This window comes from Nocardia sp. NPDC050408, assembly GCF_044458905.1.
Classification (GTDB): domain Bacteria; phylum Actinomycetota; class Actinomycetes; order Mycobacteriales; family Mycobacteriaceae; genus Nocardia.
The window spans coordinates 17615-36885 of record NZ_JBITIL010000030.1 but is presented as its reverse complement, the minus strand read 5'-3'; the positions used below and the strand labels follow the sequence as shown (position 1 = coordinate 36885).

Annotated in this window: 17 protein-coding genes and 1 riboswitch; of the genes, 15 read left to right on the top strand and 2 right to left on the bottom strand. The window is 67.1% G+C overall.

Annotation, left to right across the window (positions count from 1 at the left end; all coding sequences use genetic code 11):
• Positions 1-714 (bottom strand): hypothetical protein, encoded by a 714-nt coding sequence (locus ACIBJI_RS39760; RefSeq protein WP_397088181.1) that lies wholly within the window; start codon positions 712-714, stop codon positions 1-3.
• A gap of 322 nt (positions 715-1036) precedes the next feature.
• A riboswitch (SAM riboswitch) is annotated at positions 1037-1131 on the top strand.
• Between the two features lie 10 nt (positions 1132-1141).
• Between ACIBJI_RS39760 and ACIBJI_RS39755 the strand changes: the two genes are divergently transcribed.
• From ACIBJI_RS39755 to ACIBJI_RS39705, 11 genes are all read left to right on the top strand, one after another.
• Entirely contained in the window at positions 1142-2164 is a 1023-nt protein-coding gene (locus tag ACIBJI_RS39755) for an amino acid ABC transporter permease (RefSeq protein ID WP_364353268.1), read from the top strand.
• Positions 2161-2940, top strand: coding sequence for an amino acid ABC transporter ATP-binding protein (locus tag ACIBJI_RS39750; protein ID WP_397088179.1), 780 nt, complete (start codon positions 2161-2163; stop codon positions 2938-2940). Before ACIBJI_RS39755 ends, ACIBJI_RS39750 begins: the two co-directional genes overlap by 4 nt.
• A gap of 19 nt (positions 2941-2959) precedes the next feature.
• Positions 2960-3934 carry an ABC transporter substrate-binding protein gene (locus ACIBJI_RS39745; protein WP_397088177.1) on the top strand — a complete coding sequence of 325 codons (975 nt, stop codon included), beginning with the start codon at positions 2960-2962 and terminating at the stop codon, positions 3932-3934.
• Positions 3935-3938: 4 nt separating this feature from the next.
• Positions 3939-5075, top strand: a complete 1137-nt coding sequence (locus ACIBJI_RS39740; protein WP_364353277.1) for an LLM class flavin-dependent oxidoreductase — start codon at positions 3939-3941, stop codon at positions 5073-5075.
• Entirely contained in the window at positions 5072-6691 is a 1620-nt protein-coding gene (locus ACIBJI_RS39735) for an ABC transporter substrate-binding protein (RefSeq protein WP_364353280.1), read from the top strand. The genes ACIBJI_RS39740 and ACIBJI_RS39735 overlap by 4 nt, the downstream gene beginning before the upstream one ends.
• A 2-nt stretch (positions 6692-6693) precedes the next feature.
• Positions 6694-7698, top strand: a complete 1005-nt coding sequence (locus tag ACIBJI_RS39730) for an ABC transporter permease (RefSeq protein ID WP_397088174.1) — start codon at positions 6694-6696, stop codon at positions 7696-7698.
• Positions 7691-7816: a hypothetical protein gene (locus ACIBJI_RS39725; protein WP_397088172.1), complete on the top strand. Its 126-nt coding sequence runs from the start codon at positions 7691-7693 to the stop codon at positions 7814-7816. Before ACIBJI_RS39730 ends, ACIBJI_RS39725 begins: the two co-directional genes overlap by 8 nt.
• Positions 7809-8681, top strand: coding sequence for an ABC transporter permease (locus ACIBJI_RS39720; protein ID WP_364353289.1), 873 nt, complete (start codon positions 7809-7811; stop codon positions 8679-8681). The genes ACIBJI_RS39725 and ACIBJI_RS39720 overlap by 8 nt, the downstream gene beginning before the upstream one ends.
• Positions 8678-10372, top strand: coding sequence for an ABC transporter ATP-binding protein (locus ACIBJI_RS39715; RefSeq protein ID WP_364353292.1), 1695 nt, complete (start codon positions 8678-8680; stop codon positions 10370-10372). The genes ACIBJI_RS39720 and ACIBJI_RS39715 overlap by 4 nt, the downstream gene beginning before the upstream one ends.
• A gap of 61 nt (positions 10373-10433) precedes the next feature.
• Positions 10434-11240 (top strand): DUF1684 domain-containing protein, encoded by an 807-nt coding sequence (locus ACIBJI_RS39710; RefSeq protein ID WP_364353295.1) that lies wholly within the window; start codon positions 10434-10436, stop codon positions 11238-11240.
• Positions 11237-12388, top strand: coding sequence for an LLM class flavin-dependent oxidoreductase (locus ACIBJI_RS39705; RefSeq protein ID WP_397088170.1), 1152 nt, complete (start codon positions 11237-11239; stop codon positions 12386-12388). Before ACIBJI_RS39710 ends, ACIBJI_RS39705 begins: the two co-directional genes overlap by 4 nt.
• A 112-nt stretch (positions 12389-12500) precedes the next feature.
• Here ACIBJI_RS39705 and ACIBJI_RS39700 read toward each other — a convergent pair whose 3' ends face one another.
• Complete coding sequence (locus ACIBJI_RS39700) at positions 12501-13562, bottom strand: methylenetetrahydrofolate reductase (protein ID WP_364353301.1); 1062 nt, start codon at positions 13560-13562, stop codon at positions 12501-12503.
• 175 nt (positions 13563-13737) lie between these two features.
• On the opposite strand from ACIBJI_RS39700, the gene ACIBJI_RS39695 reads away from it, so the two are divergent.
• The 4 genes from ACIBJI_RS39695 to ACIBJI_RS39680 all read left to right on the top strand — a co-directional run bounded on the left by ACIBJI_RS39695 (position 13738) and on the right by ACIBJI_RS39680 (position 19206).
• A complete protein-coding gene (locus tag ACIBJI_RS39695) occupies positions 13738-14886 on the top strand; it encodes a polyprenyl synthetase family protein (protein ID WP_397088195.1) in 1149 nt (382 codons plus the stop codon).
• Positions 14887-14904: 18 nt separating this feature from the next.
• Positions 14905-16488 carry a phytoene desaturase family protein gene (gene crtI / locus ACIBJI_RS39690; protein ID WP_364353304.1) on the top strand — a complete coding sequence of 528 codons (1584 nt, stop codon included), beginning with the start codon at positions 14905-14907 and terminating at the stop codon, positions 16486-16488.
• Positions 16489-16552: 64 nt separating this feature from the next.
• A complete protein-coding gene (locus tag ACIBJI_RS39685; protein ID WP_364353307.1) occupies positions 16553-18271 on the top strand; it encodes an alpha-(1->6)-mannopyranosyltransferase A in 1719 nt (572 codons plus the stop codon).
• Complete coding sequence (locus ACIBJI_RS39680; RefSeq protein WP_397088167.1) at positions 18268-19206, top strand: phytoene/squalene synthase family protein; 939 nt, start codon at positions 18268-18270, stop codon at positions 19204-19206. The genes ACIBJI_RS39685 and ACIBJI_RS39680 overlap by 4 nt, the downstream gene beginning before the upstream one ends.
• Positions 19207-19271: the final 65 nt, after the last annotated feature.

The following is a 19271-nucleotide window of genomic DNA, read 5'->3' as shown; positions in this document are numbered from 1 at the left end:
TCAGTTTACTGAGGTGAGTCCGACCGTCGGGAGGAAGAAGCAGGACTTGGTGCCGTTGTCGACGGTTCCGAAAACCGCGGCGAGTACCGTGCCGGATCCGGTGTCGACCGGGACCGCGCGCACCCCGCCGACCGGGAATGCGGCGAAGAGATCCTGGATGGCACGTTCGGCCAGTGGCCTTATCTCGGTCGGGATTTCGGTGGGCACCATCTTGCGGACCACATCGGAGATCGATCCCATGGCGGTGATGCCGCTGCGGCCATTGGCGAGGTTGACCCAGGCGACATTCATGCCCGTGGCATTCGTGCCGTCCGGGCGCAGGCCGTAGGGGACGAAGGTGAACATGACTTGGCCCGCCTTGACGGCGGTCGGGTCGAGCCCCGGAATCGCCACCGTGGTTTTGGGCCACGGGCCGGGCACCGCACCCGCGACCGCGGGGACCAGACCGAGTGAGCTGGTGTCGGAGCAGAACGGCGCGAGCGCCGGGTACAGGAACGGGTCGACACCGAAGGTCCGCAACGCCTCGACGACGTCTCGGTAAGCGGCGAACAAATCACCCGGCGCGGCCTGGGCGGACGGTGCGGTCGCGGCCGGAACGGGTGACGCGGGCATCGGCGCCGGACCCGCGGCGGCGATGCCGGGGGCGGCGAGAGTCAGCGCGACCGTACCGGTCGCGATGGCGGTTAGCGTGGTCAGACGGCGCAGCAGGGTCACGACAGGCCTCCTCATCGTCGGGCACGAATCGAGGTCCGAGACTACTCCGGCAAACCTTCGCAACAGTGTCTATTTCGACGAGCGACACGTTCGTGCCGCGCGCCGTCGCGGCAACCAGCAGGTGTGCAATCCGGACGGAAAGCACGCGAAGAACGGCGTCCGAAATGCCACGATCCACTGTGCGACCGAGCCAATAGTGCCTGCTCATGGCCATGCAAACAAGGTCTGCGCTCACGCTGATTCGTACCCTTGTGCCGGACTTCGCCTGCTTCGCATGATATTTCGGCTAGACCCATTGACCGACCCGTGCTCGGCGTCGGACACACCATCCAGAGCGACCGAGAGACCTGGCTCGTCGACGTCGCAGCAACCCCCCGGGCAACCGGGTGCGGGTGCTTCCGCCGGGAACGATGGAGGAACCGAAATCATGAGCGCGTCCGTCGCATCCGATCCGGTATCAGATGTACCGATACCGGGTGCCCACGCACCCGATGCCACGGCATCGGGTGCACCCACTGCTACCGTAAGCGCCACTGACGCACCGGCGATCGCCAGGTCCTGGCACCCGTGGCGCTGGGTGGTCAGCGCCATCGCGCTCGTGCTGCTGGCCCAGTTCATCCACGGACTGGCCACCAACCCCGGCTGGGATTGGTCGACATTCGCCAAATACTTCACCGCGAAATCGGTGCTGTCAGCGCTGAAGGTCACCTTGGAGCTGACCCTGTGGGGTACGGCACTGGGATTCCTGATCGGTACGGCATTGGCGATCGCCCGGCTGTCGAATAATCCGGTGCTGCGGGTGATCTCGTGGGTCTACATCTGGGCCTTCCGCTCGATTCCGCTGATCGTGCAGCTGCTGTTCTGGTTCAACATCGCCTACCTGTACCAGACGCTCTCGCTCGGAATCCCGTTCGGCCCTTCCTTTCTCACCTTCGAGGTGAACGGAGTGATCAGCGGCTTCACCGCGGCCGTCATCGGACTCGCACTGCATCAGGCGGCGTATGCGGCCGAGATCATCCGGGCCGGATACATTTCGGTCGATCCCGGGCAGCTGGAAGCAGCTGCGGCGCTGGGTATTCCCCGGGTGCGCCAGTTCCGCACGGTCATCGCCCCGCAGGCCATGCGCTCGATTCTGCCGAATGCGACCAATGAGGTCATCAGCCTGTTCAAGGGCACCTCGATCGTGTCGGTCATGGCGATCGCGGAACTCTTCTACCAGGTCCAGGTGATCTACGGTCGCAGCGGCCGGGTAGTGCCACTGCTCATGGTCGCCACCGTTTGGTACATCGTGCTGACCACGATTCTGTCGGTGGTGCAGTTCTATATCGAACGCCACTACGCCAAGGGCGCGCACCGCACGCCGCCACCGACACCGGCGCAGCAGGTGTGGCGCAGGCTGCGCGAGATCGCCGAAATCGGTTCCGCCGCACCGCGCGGGGCGACTCGATGAGCGCGCCGGTGGCCCTGGCTCCTGCGGTAGAGGTGCGCGGGGTGCGTAAGTCCTACGGCAACACCGAGGTGCTGGCCGGCATCGACCTGACCGTACGAGCCGGTGAGGTGGTCACCGTGATCGGACCGTCCGGCTCCGGCAAGTCGACGCTGCTGCGGGTGGTCAACCACCTGGAGTCGCTGGATGCGGGCACCGTGCATATCGACGGTGAATTGATCGGATATCGGCTGCGCCGCAATAAGTTGCACGCGCTGTCGGACCGCGAAGTGCGCAAGCAGCGCTCGCATATCGGCTTCGTCTTCCAGCAGTTCAATCTCTTCCCGCATCTGACGGTGCTCGACAATGTCACGCTCGCACCGATTTCCGCGCAACGTCGCCCGCGTGCGGAAATCGAGGCCGAGGCGCGGGAATTGCTCGAGCGGGTCGGCATCGGCGAACTGACCGATGCCTATCCGCGGCGGCTGTCCGGCGGACAACAGCAGCGCGTGGCCATCGCGCGGGCATTGGCGCTGCGACCGCCGGTGATCCTCTTCGACGAACCCACCTCCGCACTGGATCCAGAGCTGGTGGGTGAGGTCCTCGATGTGATCCGCGATCTCGCCGATGGTGGGACCGCGCTGGTGATCGTCACCCATGAAATCGGTTTCGCCCGTGAAGTCGCCGACACCGTCGTATTCCTCGACGGCGGCGTGATCGTCGAACAAGGTCCGCCCGCCGCCGTACTCGACAACCCGCAACACCCGCGCACCCGCGCATTTCTGTCCCGAGTCCGTTGAGCGCGGTGCGCGCTCCCCGATGAACAGGTATTCGATGAAGCTCTCTGCCCTGGTCGGCCTGGCCGCCGCGGTCGCCTTGCTGGCCACCGGCTGCGGCACCGATCCGGACGCGGAAAACTCCGCACAGCCCGCCGGTTCGATCACCTTCGACCTCTCCCCCGGCCAGTCCGGCCGGATCCACGCGCCCAGGGTCGACGCCATTGCCGCCGAACTACCGCAGGCCATCCGGGACCGCGGGACGCTGGTCGTCACCGGATCCGGTGGTGCTGCACCGCCATTGCGGTTCTACGCCACCGACGACAAGACCATCGTCGGGTCCGAGGTGGATTTCGCCTCGCTCATCGCCGATATCCTCGGACTGAAACTCGTTGCACAGGTGGCCGATTGGTCGCAGAACTTCGTGCGGGTCGATTCCGGCGAGGCCGATGTATTCATCTCCAACGTCACCGTGACCGAGGAGCGCAAGGAGAAGTACGACTTCGCCACCTACCGCAATGACACCGTCGCGCTGGAGATCCCCAAGCAGAGCAAGCTGGAGTATTCCGATCGTAAGAGCCTGGCGGGCAAGCGGATCGGCGTGGGCAGCGGCACCAATCAGGAGCAGCTGCTGGTCAAGTGGAACGAGCAGAATATCGCCGAGGGCCTGCCCCCGATCGATATCGCCTACTTCCAGCAGGTAACCGACTATTACCTGGCGCTGGCCTCGCAGCGCCTCGATGGATATATCGGACCGAACCCGTCCGCGATCTATCACAGCACCACCGCGAATCAGACCAAGATCGTCGCGACCTTCTCCGGCGCCGGTGACGCATTGCAGGGCGAGATCGGTGTGCTCACCAAGAAGGACAACGGGCTGATCGGCCCCATCAACAAGGCCGTCAACAACGCCATCCAGACGGGCACCTACCAGCAGGTCATCGATCGCTGGGGGTTGCGGACCGAGACCGTGCCGAGCTCGCGGATCAATCCGCCCGGCCTACCGAAGAAGTCGTGATCACATGAAGTTCCTGCTGTTCACCCTCGTCACCCGGGTGCCGGATCCGAATACCGGTCGGCTGCCCGAGACCAGGGAACGACTGCTCGACGTCATCGCCCAGGCCCGCATCGCCGAGGAGCTCGGCTACGACGGATTCGCCGTCGGTGAGCGGCACGAGGATCCGTTCCTCTCGGCCGCGCCGCCGGTGATCCTGTCCCATATCGCCGCGGTCACCTCGCGGATCAGTCTGTTCACCGCCGTCACCACGCTGAGTCTGTTGGATCCGGTACGCGCGTTCGAGGACTATTCGACGCTGGACAATCTCTCCGGCGGCCGCCTCGAACTGATCATCGGCAAGGGCAACGGTGCGGCGCAGGCGAAGCTGTACCACGTCACCGCCGAGGACCAGTGGGATCGCAATCGCGAAGGCTATGAGCTGTTCCGGGCGCTGTGGGACAGCGACACCGTGACCTGGGCGGGCCGGTTCCGGCCGGAACTGGTCGAGGCCAAGGCGCTGCCGCGGCCCTGGCAACCGCGCATTCGCATCTGGCACGGCAGCGCGACCAGCCGCGATTCGGTGGAACTCGCCGCGCGCCACGGTGATCCGCTGTTCTCGGCGAATGTCACCAATCCGATCGAACCGTATGCCGAACTGGTGCGCCACTATCGGGAGCGCTGGGAGCACTACGGACACGATCCGGCCGAGGCCCTGGTCGGCGCGGGCACCGCGGGATTCCATGTGGCGCGCACGTCACAGGAAGCCCTCGATGTATACCGCCCGATTTTCGAGGCTCGACTGGCATTGGCGCGCAAGCTCGGTCTGCCGATCGTATTCGAGACACTCGACGATTTCGTCGCGCGCAGTTCGGCGCTGGTGGGCAGCCCGCAGCAGGTGATCGACAAGGTCGGTCGCCAGCACGAGGCCTTCGGGCACGAGGTGATCCACCTGTCCGCCGAACGCGACGGCCGCAGCGAGTCGCAACATCACGCCGGCCTCGAACTCTTCCAGGCCGAGGTCGCACCCGAACTGCGCCGACGCATTCCGAGCCGACCACTGGCCACCGCGCCCAACGGCCGCGCCACCGCACGTCGCACCGACTACGACATCGATTCCCGCGGCGAACTCGTCCGCACCGAAACATCTGGAGTACCACAGTGATCCGTTCCCGACACCGAATCGCGGCGGTGGCCGCCGCCGTCACCGCGGCCGCGAGTCTGGCCGCCTGCGGCAGTGATTCGGCCACCGGCGGCGCCGACGCGGGCCCGCCACAGCCGGGCGGCACTCTGCGCTACGGCCTCTCTCAGGCGCCGACCTGCTCGGATCCGGCACAGTCCGGTACCAATCAGACGCTGTATGTGACCCGCCAGATCGTGGATTCGCTGACCGATCAGGATCCCAAGACCGGTGAGATCAAGCCGTGGCTGGCCAAGAGCTGGGAGATCTCCCCAGACGCCAAGGTGATCACCTTCCATCTCGCCGACGGTGTCACCTTCAGCGACGGCACCCCGCTCACCGCGGATTCGGTGCGCAACACCTTCGATTCGGTGATCAAACTGGGCGGGGTCAAGGCACCGCTCGGCTCCAGCTACCTCACCAATTACGTCGGCACCACCGCGGTAGACAAGCTGACCGCGCGGGTCGAATTCAGCAAGCCCAATGCCCAGTTCCTGCAGGCGTCCTCGACCGCGCAGCTCGGCATTCAGGGTGATGTCACCACGGCCGAACCCGCCGATCAGCGCTGCCTGGGCGACAATGTCGGCAGCGGACCGTTCACCTACGCGTCCTGGCGCCAGGACGCCTCGGCGACCCTGGCCAAACGTGCCGGATACCGCTGGGGTTCGGCGGTCTTCACCCATCAGGGCGAGGCCTATCTGGACAAGATCGAGTTCACGGTGGTGCCCGAATCCGGAGTCCGCACTGGCAGTCTCATCTCCGGTCAGCTCGACGCCGTCAGCGATGCGCTGCCGCAGGACGCACCGCAGATCGAGGCCGCGAACGGACGGGTGCTGAGCACCGCTAATCCCGGTGTGCCGTTCGGCTTCCAGACCAATGTCACGCGCGGACCGCTGCGCGATGTCGCGGTGCGCCAGGCGCTGCTGCCCGCGATCGACCGCAAACAGCTGGTGGACACCGTACTCGGACCGCAGTTCAAGCCCGCCACCAGTACATTGGCCAGCACTACACCCGGGTATCAAGATCTTTCGGCCCGGCTGAGCTATGACCCGGCCAAGGCGCGCAGCATTCTGGACCAGGCGGGCTGGACGCCGGGCGGTGATGGTATCCGCGCGAAGAATGGTGAGCGCCTGTCCTTCTCGGTGCTGTTCAGTCAGGCGTTCGCGGGCAATCAGGCCATCCTGGAACTGGTGCAGCAGCAGCTGCGCCAGGTGGGTGTCGAGCTGAAGCTGGATCTGGTGTCGGGTCCGGAGAGCACGGCTCGGCAGAACGTCAAGGATTTCGACACCACCTACTACAACACCACCCGTGCCGACGGTGACATCCTGCGCACCTCTTTCAGTGTCGACGGCCGCAATCTCAATGCCCGTGAACGCATCCCGGCGCTGGATGATCTGCTCGACGGTCAGCTGAGCGCCTCGGATACCGCCGCACGCACCGCATTGATCCGCACCGCGCAACAGGCCGTACTCGATGCGGGGCTGTGGATTCCTACCGTCGAACTGTCACAGGCGATCGGTGCGGCGCAGAACGTACAAGAGCTCGAGTTCGAGGCGTCCGCCCGGCTGCAGTTCTTCGACACCTGGTTGAGCGGGCGGTAGTCATGGCTCGGTATGTGGTTGTACGGGTCCTGCAGGCGATATGGGTGCTGTGGGCGGCCTTCACCATCTCGTTCGTGGTGCTCTACCTGCTACCCGCCGACCCGGTCTCCATCGCGGCCGACGGTGCAGGTGCGGGCACCCCGATCGACAAGGCGGCGATCGCTGAACTGCAGGCCCGCTACGGACTGGATCGTCCACTCTGGGAACAGTATTGGACCGCGCTGACGCACGCACTGACCGGCGACCTCGGCCACTCCATTGCCACCGGCCAGCCGGTCGCCACCGCGCTGGGTGACGCACTGCCCAATACGCTCGGATTGGCGGGGCTGGCACTGCTTTTCGCGGTGCTCGGCGGAGTGAGTGTGGCTTTCGCCGCGACCTATGCTCGCCGCCCGTGGTTGCGTGACGCGCTCAGCTCGCTGCCCTCCCTCGGGGTTTCGGTGCCGACCTTCTGGACCGGACTACTACTGCTGCAACTGTTCTCGTTCCACTGGCGGCTCGCCCCGGCCTTCGGCGGACACGGTTTCAAGGGCACGGTGCTGCCCGCGCTCACTCTCGCGATACCAATCGGGGCGGTGCTGGCCCAAGTGCTCGCCGCTGGGCTGGCGTCGACTTGGCGTCAGCCGTTCGTCGATGTGGCACTGGCCAAAGGGGGCTCGCGCGGGTGGGTGCTGCGCAAGCATGTGCTGCGTCCGGCCAGCGTGCCGACCTTCACCATTGCCGGTGTGCTGGTCGGCAATATGCTCGCCGGTTCCGTAGTGGTGGAGACCGTTTTCGCCCGTCAGGGCGTGGGCCGGCTCACCCAGACCTCGGTACTGGCCCAGGACATTCCGGTGGTGCAGGGCATTGTGCTGCTCACCTCGACGGTCTTCGTCACCGTGAATCTGGCCGTTGACCTGCTGTATCCACTGCTCGACCCGCGCATCGCCGGTCGATCCCGCCGTGCGGCAACCGATTCCGAGACCGACTCGAATGAAATCCCGGAAGAGGTGGTCGTCCATGCCTGAGCTATCCCTCGAAGCGGCGCGTGATAACGCCGTACTCTCACTGCCGCCCAGGCTCATCAGCGGCTATGGCTTCGCGCCGAGGCCCGATCTGCGACAGCGGGTGACCGACCATGGTTGATGTCGCCGATGAGTCGCGCCGGGTCGCACTGCCCGGACTGCGTCGGCCAGCACTGCAGTGGAAGTCGTTGCGCGGCAATGTCGTAGTGATTCTGTCCGGTGCCGTCGCGGTGCTGGCGCTCGGCTGGGCGCTGTTCCCTTCGGTTTTCGCCAGTGGTGACCCGCTGACCGGAGTGCCCGCGCAGAAGTTCCAGGGGCCCAGTGCCCGACACTGGTTCGGCACCGACAATCTCGGGCGCGATCTGTATACCCGGATGGTGCACGGCGCAGGACTCTCGCTCACCGCAACCCTGTCCGCGGTCGCCATCGCCCTGATCGCCGGATCGATACTCGGGCTGCTGTCGGGATCGATCGGCGGCTCGGTCGACACCGTCATCATGCGGTTCGTCGATGTGCTGCTATCGATTCCGTCGCTGCTGCTGTCCCTTGCGCTGGTCACCGCGCTCGGCTTCGGCACCCGCAATGTGGCCATCGCGGTTGGCGTTTCGCTGATCGCCAACTTCGCGCGGGTCATGCGCTCGGAGGTGCTTCGAGTGCGACAGGCACCGTATGTGGAGGCGGCGCACGCTGGCGGGGTCCGCTGGTACACGGTGCTGGCCAGGCACGTCCTGCCGAACTCGTATCAGCCGGTACTCGCCTTGGCCGCGGTCGAATTCGGTATGGCGGTGCTATCGGTCTCGGCGCTGAGCTTCCTCGGCTACGGCGCGAAACCCCCCACCCCCGAATGGGGCTCACTGATTTCAGAGGGACGCAATTTCCTCGCCACGGCATGGTGGATGACCACCCTGCCCGGCCTGGTGATCATCGTCGTCGTCCTCTCCGCACAACGTCTCGGCCGCGCCGTAGGAAGGAGTCACAGCGCATGAGTAAGCGCAGCACGTCCGCCGATCCGACGGACGGCACGCCGCAAGTCCGCGACGTCACGAATGGACCGAATGGGTCCGCAGCGGCACTGTTGCGCATCGACGGCCTGCACGTGCGCTACGCCTCCGACAGCGGCGACGTCGCCGCACTCAGCGGCGTATCCCTCACCGTCGTACGCGGCGAGGTTGTCGCGCTGGTCGGTGAATCCGGTTCCGGTAAGTCGACTCTCGCGCAATCGGTGATCGGATTGCTCGGCCCCAATGCCGAGATCACCGGCGGGACCATCACCTTCGACGGGGAGACGGTGGATACCGGATCCGAGCGGGCGCTGCGACGGATTCGCGGTGCGCGGATCGGATTCGTACCGCAGGATCCAGGACTTTCGCTGAATCCGGTGCGGCGCGTGGGTGATCAGGTCGCCGAAGCGCTGCTCGTGCACGGACTCGCCGATCGTCGCGATGCGGCCACGCGAGCGATCGAATTGCTCTCGGATGCCGGACTGGACGTGCCGGAGTTGCGGGCGGCGCAATATCCGCACGAACTGTCCGGTGGCCAGCGGCAGCGGGTGCTGATCGCGGCGGCGATCATCGCCGGACCGGATCTGGTGATCGCCGACGAGCCGACCAGTGCGCTCGACGCCACGGTAGCGCGACGGGTACTCGACAAACTCGCCGCGCAGACGGCGGCGCGCGGCACAGCGGTACTGCTGATCACCCACGATCTCGCGATCGCCGCCGAGCGGGCCGATCGGATCATTGTGCTGAGCGGCGGGGAGATCGTCGAAACCGGTCCAACCGCGACGGTGCTCACCGAACCACGTCATCCGTACACGAAGCGCCTGCTCGCCGCCTCACCGAGTCTGGCCCCGTTCGACGGGTTCCGCACACCGCGCACGAGCGCCGGTCCGCCGTTGCTCACCGTGCGGGATGTGCACAAGCGCTTCCGCGCACCGGCCGGTGGTTCGGTCACCGCGGTGGCGGGCGTCGGATTCGAACTCGGTCGCGGCGAAACCCTCTCGCTGGTAGGCGAATCCGGCTCCGGCAAGTCGACTACGGCGCGAATCGCCTTGCGGCTCACCGAACCGGACAGCGGCGCGATTACGTTCGACGGGCAGGACATGACCGCGGTGAAAGGTGGACGGTTGCGCGACCTGCGCCAGCGCTTCCAGGTGGTCTACCAAAATCCCTACGGCTCACTGGATCCGCGCTGGCGAGTCGGCTCGATCATCGAGGAACCGCTGCGGGCCTATGCCGTCGGCGATCGCAAGGCCAGACAGGAGCGGGTGCGTGAACTGCTCGGCCAGGTCGCGCTGCCGGAGAACTTCGCACAGCGCCGCCCGGCGGAACTGTCCGGCGGACAACGCCAACGCGTCGCCATCGCCCGCGCGCTGGCCCTGCACCCGGACCTGCTCGTACTGGACGAACCGGTCTCGGCTCTCGACGCCTCCGTCCAGGCCCAGATCCTGGAACTGCTGGACCGCCTGCAAACCGAACTCGGACTGAGCTACCTGTTCATCTCCCACGACCTCGCCGTGGTGCGCCGCATCAGCGACCGCGTCGCGGTCATGCGCGACGGTCGCATTGTCGAATCCGGCTCCACCGCCGACATTTTCGACAACCCGCAGCACGAGTACACCCGCGAACTGCTGTCGGCCATTCCCACACCGCACGTCGCCACACCGGGGGCGGCCTGATGACCGGCACCCGACTACGCCATCCCCACCACAACCGCACACTCGAAGGAGTCAGAGCGTCATGACGACCAGCATCACCAGTCTTTTCGAAACCGAGTGGGCGCATTGGCATCACGCCAGGCAAGACCAGTTGCGTGATCCGCTCGGCTTCCTGAGCCTGACCGGATTGCATTGGCTCACCGACCAACCCGAGCGCATGCCCGACATTCCCGGCACCTGGTGGGTCACCGACGACAAGGTGTTCATCACCGCCCGGCCCGCCGACCGCCTGCGGTTCGAGGGCAGCGACATCGCGGGCGTACAGATCGTCATACCGGCCGAAGGCGCGCCGGGACTCGAGGTGCTGCACGAGAATCGAGTGCTCGAGGTGATTCGGCGCAGCGGCCTCTACGCCGTGCGCGTGCACGACCCGGCCGCACCGACATTGCTGAGTTTCGAGGGCATCCCGACCTATGCCCCGGACCCGCGCTGGGTGGTCGAAGGCCGCTTCGAGCCGTTCGACGAGCCGCGCACGATCACCACCGGAGCCGTCGTCGACGGGCTCGAACATCACCACACCGCCTCGGGCACCATCGAATTCACCATCGGCGAGGTCACCGAGCGCGTCATCGCCTTCGGCGAGCCGACCAACCTGCGGGTGCTGTTCACCGATGCCACCAGCGGCGTCACCACCTACCCTGCGGCCCGCTCGCTGGCCGTCGAGGCACCCGACGCCCGTGGCACCGTCGGTCTCGATTTCAACCGGGCGGCCAATCTGCCCTGCGCCTTCACCGATTTCGCCACCTGCCCGCTCGCACCCGCGGAAAACCGGCTGCGGGTTGCCATCGAAGCGGGCGAACAGGATCCGCGCCTGGGACGGTCCGCGTGACGATCCCGCTTTCCATCCTCGATCTGGCCCCGATCAGCGCCGGATCCACCGCACAGCAGGCCCTGCGCAACACCATCGATCTGGCCCAGCACGCCGAGCAGTGGGGTTACCGCCGCTACTGGCTGGCCGAACATCATTTCGTCTCGGTGGCGAGCTCCTCCTCCATCACGCTGATCGGCCTGGTCGCCGCGGCCACCACCCGGATTCGCGTCGGCTCGGCGGCGGTTCAGGTCGGCCACCACACCTCGGCATCGATCGTGGAGGCGTTCGGCACCATCGACGCGCTCTACCCGGGACGACTCGACCTCGGCCTGGGCCGATCGGGCCATCGCCGCACTCAGTTCGGCGCACAGCCTGCGCATCCCAAGGGCGGTCACCCGGTCGTCGATACCGTGACCGGGCGCACCGAGGTCCGCGACGGCGTAGTTGTTCCGCCACCGTTCGATCCCGGACGGATCACCGACCGGTCGAAGTTCATCGCCTCGCTCGGCGCACTGCAACAGCATGGCGCGCAGGCACCGGACTTCCCCGACCAGGTCGACGAGGTACGCACCCTGCTCGACGGCACCTACAAGAGCGCCGAAGGCATTGCGCTGCACGCGGTTCCGGGTGAGGGCGCACAGGTCGAGCTGTGGTTGTTCGGCAGCTCGGCCAGTGAAAGCGCCGAATTGGCAGGCAAACTCGGTCTGCCCTTTGCCGCCGCCTATCACGTCTCCCCCGGCACCGCCCTGGACGCGGTCGCGGCCTACCGAGCGGCCTTCCGGCCCTCGGCCGGCCTCGCCGAGCCGTATGTGGTGATCTCCGCGGACGTGGTCGTCGCCTCCGATGACGCGCGCGCCCAACATCTGGCCGCCACCTACGGTCACTGGGTGCACAGCATCCGCAGCGGTGCGGGCGCCGCGGACTATCTCGATCCGGATACCGCCACCCCGCTGACACCGGAGCAGCGCCGATTGGTCGACGACCGCCTCGCCACCCAGTTCGTCGGCAGCCCACGCACCGTCGTCGAACGCCTGCAGGCCCTGCAGCGGGTCACCGGCGCGAACGAACTCCTCGTCACCAGCATCACTCACCGCCATGAGGACCGCCTCGAATCGCATCGACTTCTCGCCGATGCCTGGGGGCTGCGGACAGCGCGCGCCGCGTAGCCAGCATGCTGCCCCGTCGACCAATGTCGGGGCAGCTGGGGATTCCGCGCAACAACCGAGTTCGCAAGAACATCGGTAACTCGTCGGGGTACGCCCAGCACCCGACCCCCGACTAACTGTCGGCCCGCGACGCCACCGGTGTGGCACCCACGACCGGCAGAAGACTCGGGGAGGCGGGGGAGCTGGGTGCGGCGGTTACGCCGTAGCCGAGGTTGGTGAGGACCTCACCGGTGGCCTTGGCGAAATTCAGCGTGATGAAGTGCAGGCAGGGTGCGCCCTCAGCGATGAGGCGCTGGCCCATTTCGGTGGCGATTTCGATGCCGGCCTCGCGGACGGCGGCATTGTGCTCCTCCGACCCGTCACCGGCGGCCTTGCGCAGGCGCTCCATGACCGCAGGGGGCAGGGGACGTCCGCACAGTTCCTCGGCGCGTGCCACCGTGCGCAGCGAGGTGATGGGCATCAGCTCCGGGATGATCGGCTTCGCGCCCTCGATCGGATCGTAGGTCGCGATGCGATCGCGCAGGCGCAGATAGTGCTCGACGTCGAAGAACATCTGGGTAATCGAATACTCCGCGCCCGCACGCAGTTTCGCGGCCAGATACGCGGTGTCGTGCTCCAGATCCGGGGAGCGGTGGTGGCCCTGCGGGAACGAGGCGACGCCGACATGGAAGTCGCCGAGGTCGCGCACGATACGCACTAGTTCCTCGGCATAGGCCACACCCTCGGGATGTTTGCGCCATTCGCCGAGCGGATCGCCGGGCGGGTCGCCGCGCAGCACGAGAATATTGCGGATGCCCGAATCGGCGTACGCGCCGACCAGTGAGCGCAGTTCTGCGACGCTGTGCTCGACGGCAGTCAGATGCGCGACCGGCAGTAGCGTCGTCTCCTCGGCCAGCGCGCCGGTGATCCGCACGGTGCGGTCGCGAGTGGTACCGCCCGCGCCGTAGGTCATCGAGACGAAGGCCGGATGCATGCGCTCGAAAGTGCGCGCGGCCCGCCACAACCGCGCCTCGCCCGCGGCGTCACGCGGCGGATTGAACTCCACCGAGAAGGGCACAGAACCCCCCGAGTGGGTCCGCAGGCTCTGTACAACCGAGGGTGTTCCAGAGACGATCGGTGGCGTCGGGGACGGCCGGCCAGGGGTCGAACGTCCCCGCACGTTGTCGAAAGTCACCGGTCCAGTGTAGTGGTGGCCCCTCACCGGGCCGTCAGGTCGTCACAACCGTACGCGTATTCTGCGAGCAAGCGACATGCTCGCAGTCACCGGAACGACACGCGCGACGGTCCCCGTCCGGCAGCGAAGTACCTATAGCGCCCACGATCCACCGCGCACCAGCACCCGCACGACCTTGGAGGCTCCCCTGTCCGCCGGAACCGGTATCCAGACGCCTCAGGGCACCCCGCCCACGAACCACACGCCGGCGCCGGGCACCCCCGGATTCGTCGCGGCGGTCGAGGACGCGCTCAAAGCCTTTTTCCTGACCCGACGCCCCATCGTCGAACCGCTCGGTCCGGTTTTCATCCAGGCCGCGGACGCGCTCGAACTGTTCGTGCTGCGCGGCGGTAAGCGCACCCGCCCGGCCTTCGCCTGGACCGGCTGGCTCGGCGCGGGCGGCGATCCCACCGACCCGCACGCCGCCGCGGTCCTGAACGCCTGTGCCGCACTGGAATTGGTGCAGGCCTGCGCGCTGGTCCACGACGACATCATCGACTCCTCGCGCACCCGTCGCCGCTTCCCCACCGTGCATGTCGACTTCGAACAGCGCCACCGCGACCACGGCTGGGCCGGTGACGCCGAACACTTCGGCACCTCGGTCGCCATCCTGGTCGGCGATTTGGCGCTGGCCTGGGCCGATGACATGGTGCACACCGCCGGACTCGACGCCGCCGCCCTCGGCCGCTTCTCACCGGTATGGGCGCTGATGCGCACCGAGGTGCTCGGCGGACAGCTGCTCGATATCCACGGCGAGTCCGCGGGTGACGAATCCGTCGCGGCGGCGCTGCGCATCAACCGCTACAAGACCGCGGCCTACACCGTGGAGCGCCCACTGCACCTGGGCGCGGCACTGGCCGACGCCGATCCGCAGCTGATCGAGGCCTACCGGACCTTCGGCACCGATATCGGCATCGCCTTCCAGCTGCGCGACGATCTGCTCGGCGTCTTCGGCGATCCCGCGGTCACCGGTAAGCCCTCCGGCGACGATCTACGCGAGGGCAAGCGCACCGTTCTCGTCGCCGAGGCGCTGCAGCGCGCCGATGCCACCGATCCGGCCGCGGCCGATCTGCTGCGCACCAGCATCGGCACCAACCTGACCACGGACCAGGTCGAGCGGTTGCGCACGGTGATCACCGAACTCGGCGCGGTCGACGAGGTGGAGCGGCGTATCACCGAACTCACCGAACAGGGCCTGGCCGCACTGGCATCGAGTACCGCCACACCCGATGCCAAGGAGCGATTGCGCGCCATGGCACTGGCAGCGACGAGTCGCACGCACTAGCGGCGCGAGGAGATGCACATGAAAACTGTTGCGGGGTCGACCGATCGCGTCGTGGTGGTGGGCGCGGGCCTATCCGGCCTCGCCGCCGCCCTATATCTGACCGGAGCCGGGCGCACAGTCACCCTGCTGGAGCGAGCCGATCATCCCGGCGGCCGAGTCGGCCTATATCGCGGCCCGGACTACGAAATCGACTCCGGTGCAACGGTACTCACCCTGCCCGAGCTGGTCACCGACGCCCTCGCCGCCGTCGGTGCGACGCCCGAAACCTGCACGCCGCCACTGCGCATCCACCGACTCGCCCCCAGCTATCACGCCCGCTTCGCCGACGACTCCACCATCCGCGTCTACGCCGATCCCGAGGCCATGGCCATCGAGGTGGCCCGCGTCTGCGGCGAGGCCGAGGCCATGCGCTACCGACGGTTGCGCAACTGGCTCGCACAGATCTACCAGGCCGAATTCACCGAGTTCATGGATACGAACTTCGATTCGCCGCTGGATATGGTCCGCTACCCGGCCAAGCGCCGCGCACTGGCCACACTCGTGCGACTCGGCGGCTTCGGCAGGCTGGGCCCGCGCGTCTCGCGCTTCCTGCGCGATCCCCGTTTGGCCCGACTGTTCACCTTCCAAGCGTTGTACGCGGGCATGGCCCCGGCGAAGGCGCTAGCCGTATACGGCGCGATTCCACATATGGACACCTCGCTCGGCGTCTACTTCCCCGAGGGCGGCATGCGCGCCATCACCGCCGCACTCGCCGACGCCTTCACCGCGGCGGGCGGCACACTCGAGCTGAACGCCGAGGTCACCGGGATCGAATACGCGGGCAGGCGGGCCAGGCAGGTCCGCACCGCAGACGGGCGCACCGTCGACTGCGACGCCGTTGTCCTCACCGCCGACCTCGGCTCACTCGAGCGCTTCGGCGTGCGCCGCCGCCGTCGACTGCGCGCCGCACCATCCGCTGTCGTCGCACACGGCACCATCCCCGCCGCGATCGCCCAGACCTGGCCGATCCAGGCCCACCACGCCATCGATTTCGGGGACGCATGGAACCGGACCTTCGACGAGATCGCCGCCCGCCCCGGCCGCGGCCGCCTGATGAGCGACCCGTCATTGTTGCTCACCAGACCCGCCCTCACCGATCCGTCGCTCTACATCGACCGCGCCGACGGCAGACACGAACCGTTCTCGCTGCTGGCCCCCTGCCCCAACCTCGACGCCGCGCCGCTGGACTGGGACCGGCTCGGGCCCTCCTACCTGCGTGAACTCCTGAATGTGTTGGCGGAGCGCGGATATCACGGCATCGCCGAAAACTTCACCGTGGACCATCTCGACACACCCGGCACCTGGCACGAACAAGGCATGCTCGCGGGCACACCCTTCTCCGCGGCCCATCTGTTCCGGCAAACCGGCCCATTTCGTCCGCGCAATTTTTCCGGCGGCAGCGACAACGTGGTTATCGCCGGTTGCGGCACCACTCCGGGCGTCGGCGTGCCGACCACCTTGCTGTCCGGAAAACTGGCGGCAATCCGAATTATCGGCACCGCACAAGCCACTCGGGATGAATCCCCGCGCACCAGCGGGATAGTGTTCCCGGCGAGCCGATAAACTAACGGCCGACCTATTCGCCTGCGGTTGCGACCGCCGACCACTCCGGGGGGACCGACACCACATGCATCCCCCTGAGACGACGGCCGCCGCGCCCACCGACAACTCGATCACCGCGACCGAAGCAGAGGCGCGCCCATCGAGGGTTCCTGCGCGCCGGACAGCCCCGGCCGTCGCCGAACACGGATTCCGTACCTGGCTGCGGACTACCGCCGACTTCGTCCGCAGCCCCGAGGGACATTCGGCGCTGCTCGGTTTCTTCGGCGCGCTGATGATCACCTTCGGCGGATTCGGCGCGGGCAGCGTCCGCAAACGCGATCCGCTGCTCGAGGCGATACATCTGTCGTGGCTGCGGTTCGGGCACGGCTATGTGCTGTCCACCATGGTCATCTGGGTCGGTGTGCTGTTGATGATCACCGCGTGGGTGCGCTTGGGCCGCACCACGATCGGATTCGGCGACCGGCCCGACGCCGGAGTCACGCTGAACGAACTGCGCGCGATCGTCGGCATCTGGATCTTCCCGTTGTTGTTCGCGGTGCCGATGTTCAGCCGCGATGCGTATTCGTATCTGGCCCAGGGCGCACTGCTACGCGACGGCTTCGATCCCTACGTCTCCCCGCCGGTCGCCAATCCCGGTGTGCTGCTGGACAATGTGAGCCCGGTCTGGACCACCACCACCGCACCATACGGTCCGATCTTCCTGCTGCTCGGCAACGCGATCACCGCGATCACCGGCGATAACGTGGTCGCGGGCACCATCGCGCTGCGGCTGGTCATGCTGCCTGGACTGGCGCTGATGATGTGGGCGGTGCCGTATCTGACCAAGCACCTGGGCGGTAAGCCGAATGTCGCGCTCTGGCTGGCCGTGCTCAACCCGCTGGTCCTGATCCACCTCATCGGCGGCGTGCACAACGAAATGCTCATGGTCGGGCTCATGTGCGCGGGTATCGCACTCGTGCTCGAGCGCCATCATGTGGCGGGCATCGTGGTCGTCGCGATCGGCGTCGCCATCAAGGCGACCGCCGGTGTCGCACTGCCGTTCCTGGTGTGGATCTGGATGCTGCACGAGCGTGAACGTCGGGCGCTGCAACGCGCCGCGCAATCACCGGGTGCGACCCAAAGCCTCGAGAGCGAGGCCGAACCCGCGCGACCGAGCGCGGAAGTGCCGCATCCGGCGCTGATGTTCGCCAAGATCGCCGGACTCGGTTTGAGCGTGTTCGCGGTGGTCTTCGTGGCCGCCTCGGCCATCGCCGGGGTCGGCATCGGCTGGCTGACCGCGCTGTCGGGCTCGAAGAAGATCATCAACTGGCTCTCGCTGCCGACGATCATGGCGCATATGGTCCGCTGGGTGACGCCGTTCCCGATGGATCCGGTGCTCGTGGTGACCCGCGCCCTGTGCGCGCTGGCGCTGGTCGCCGTGCTGGCGTGGACCTGGTGGCGGTTCCGGCACAGCGAGCGCGAGGCGGTCTTCGGCATCCTCATCGCCTTCGTCGCCATCGTCATCCTTTCGCCCGCCGCGCTGCCCTGGTACTACTCCTGGCCGCTGGCGCTGGCCGCCGGGTTCGCGCTGTCAACCACCACGCTGATGGCGCTGGTCGGGCTGTGTACCTGGTTGATGCTGGTATTCCAGCCGGACGGTTCGATCGGGCTCTACAGCTTCGGGCACGTCGCCGCCGCGACCTTCGCCGCCGTGGTCGCGGCCCTGTCGCTGCGACGGGTGGACCCACTGCGACTGCGCGCTACCCCACCGGAGAGCAATCCGGTCGCCGTCATCCGGTCATGACCGAGGTCGCGCTGACCGCCCGCGGCTCGGAACTGGCCGCGGCATACCGCGTATGCCGGGCGATCGCCGCCGTACACGGACGCACCTACTTCCTCGCCACCCGACTGCTGTCGGCACCACGAAGACCCGCGGTGCACGCGCTCTACGCCTTCGCGCGCATGGTCGACGACATCGTCGATCACCCCACATACGACGCCGAACACGGACCCGCGGGCGAACTCGATCTGGTCGAGAAGCAACTGCGCGTCGCCTTGGAGCAGGCAAAGCCTCCCGTCGACCGGCGCACCCAGGTACTCGCCGCACTGGCCGACACCATCCAGCGCTACGACATCGCGCCCCAGTACTTCTGGACCTTCCTGGATTCCATGCGAATGGATGTGCCGGGCACCGCGCACTTCCGCGCCGAGTACGCCACCATGACCGAACTTCGCGGCTACATGCGCGGTTCCGCGGCCGCGATCGGTCTGCAACTGTTGCCCGTACTGGGCACGGTCGTCCCAGTAGCCGAGGCCGAACCCGCCGCCGCCGCACTCGGCGAGGCGTTCCAGCTCACCAATTTCCTGCGCGATATCGCCGAGGACTTGGACCGTGGCCGGATCTACCTCCCCACCCGCGAACTCGCGGCCTTCGGCGTCGACGCCGACCTGCTCGCCCACTGCCACCGGATCGGCCACACCGACCAGCGGGTCCGCCGCGCACTGGCCCACCTGATCGCGATCAACCGCGACTTCTACCGCTTCGCGAACCCGGGCATCGACCTACTCGACCCCCGTGTGCGCCCCGCCATTCGCACAGCGAGCACGCTCTACTCCGGCATCCTGGACGAAATCGAACACTCCGACTACGCGGTGTTCGCGCGCCGCGCCGTGGTCCCGCGCACCCGACGTCTGCGTGTCGCGGCAGTCGAGTTCACCGCAGCGGCCATGCGGATCTGAGCTCGACCGCAACGGTGACACTCACTCAACCACCACGGAGCGAGTCTCGACGGCTCGGACGCGCC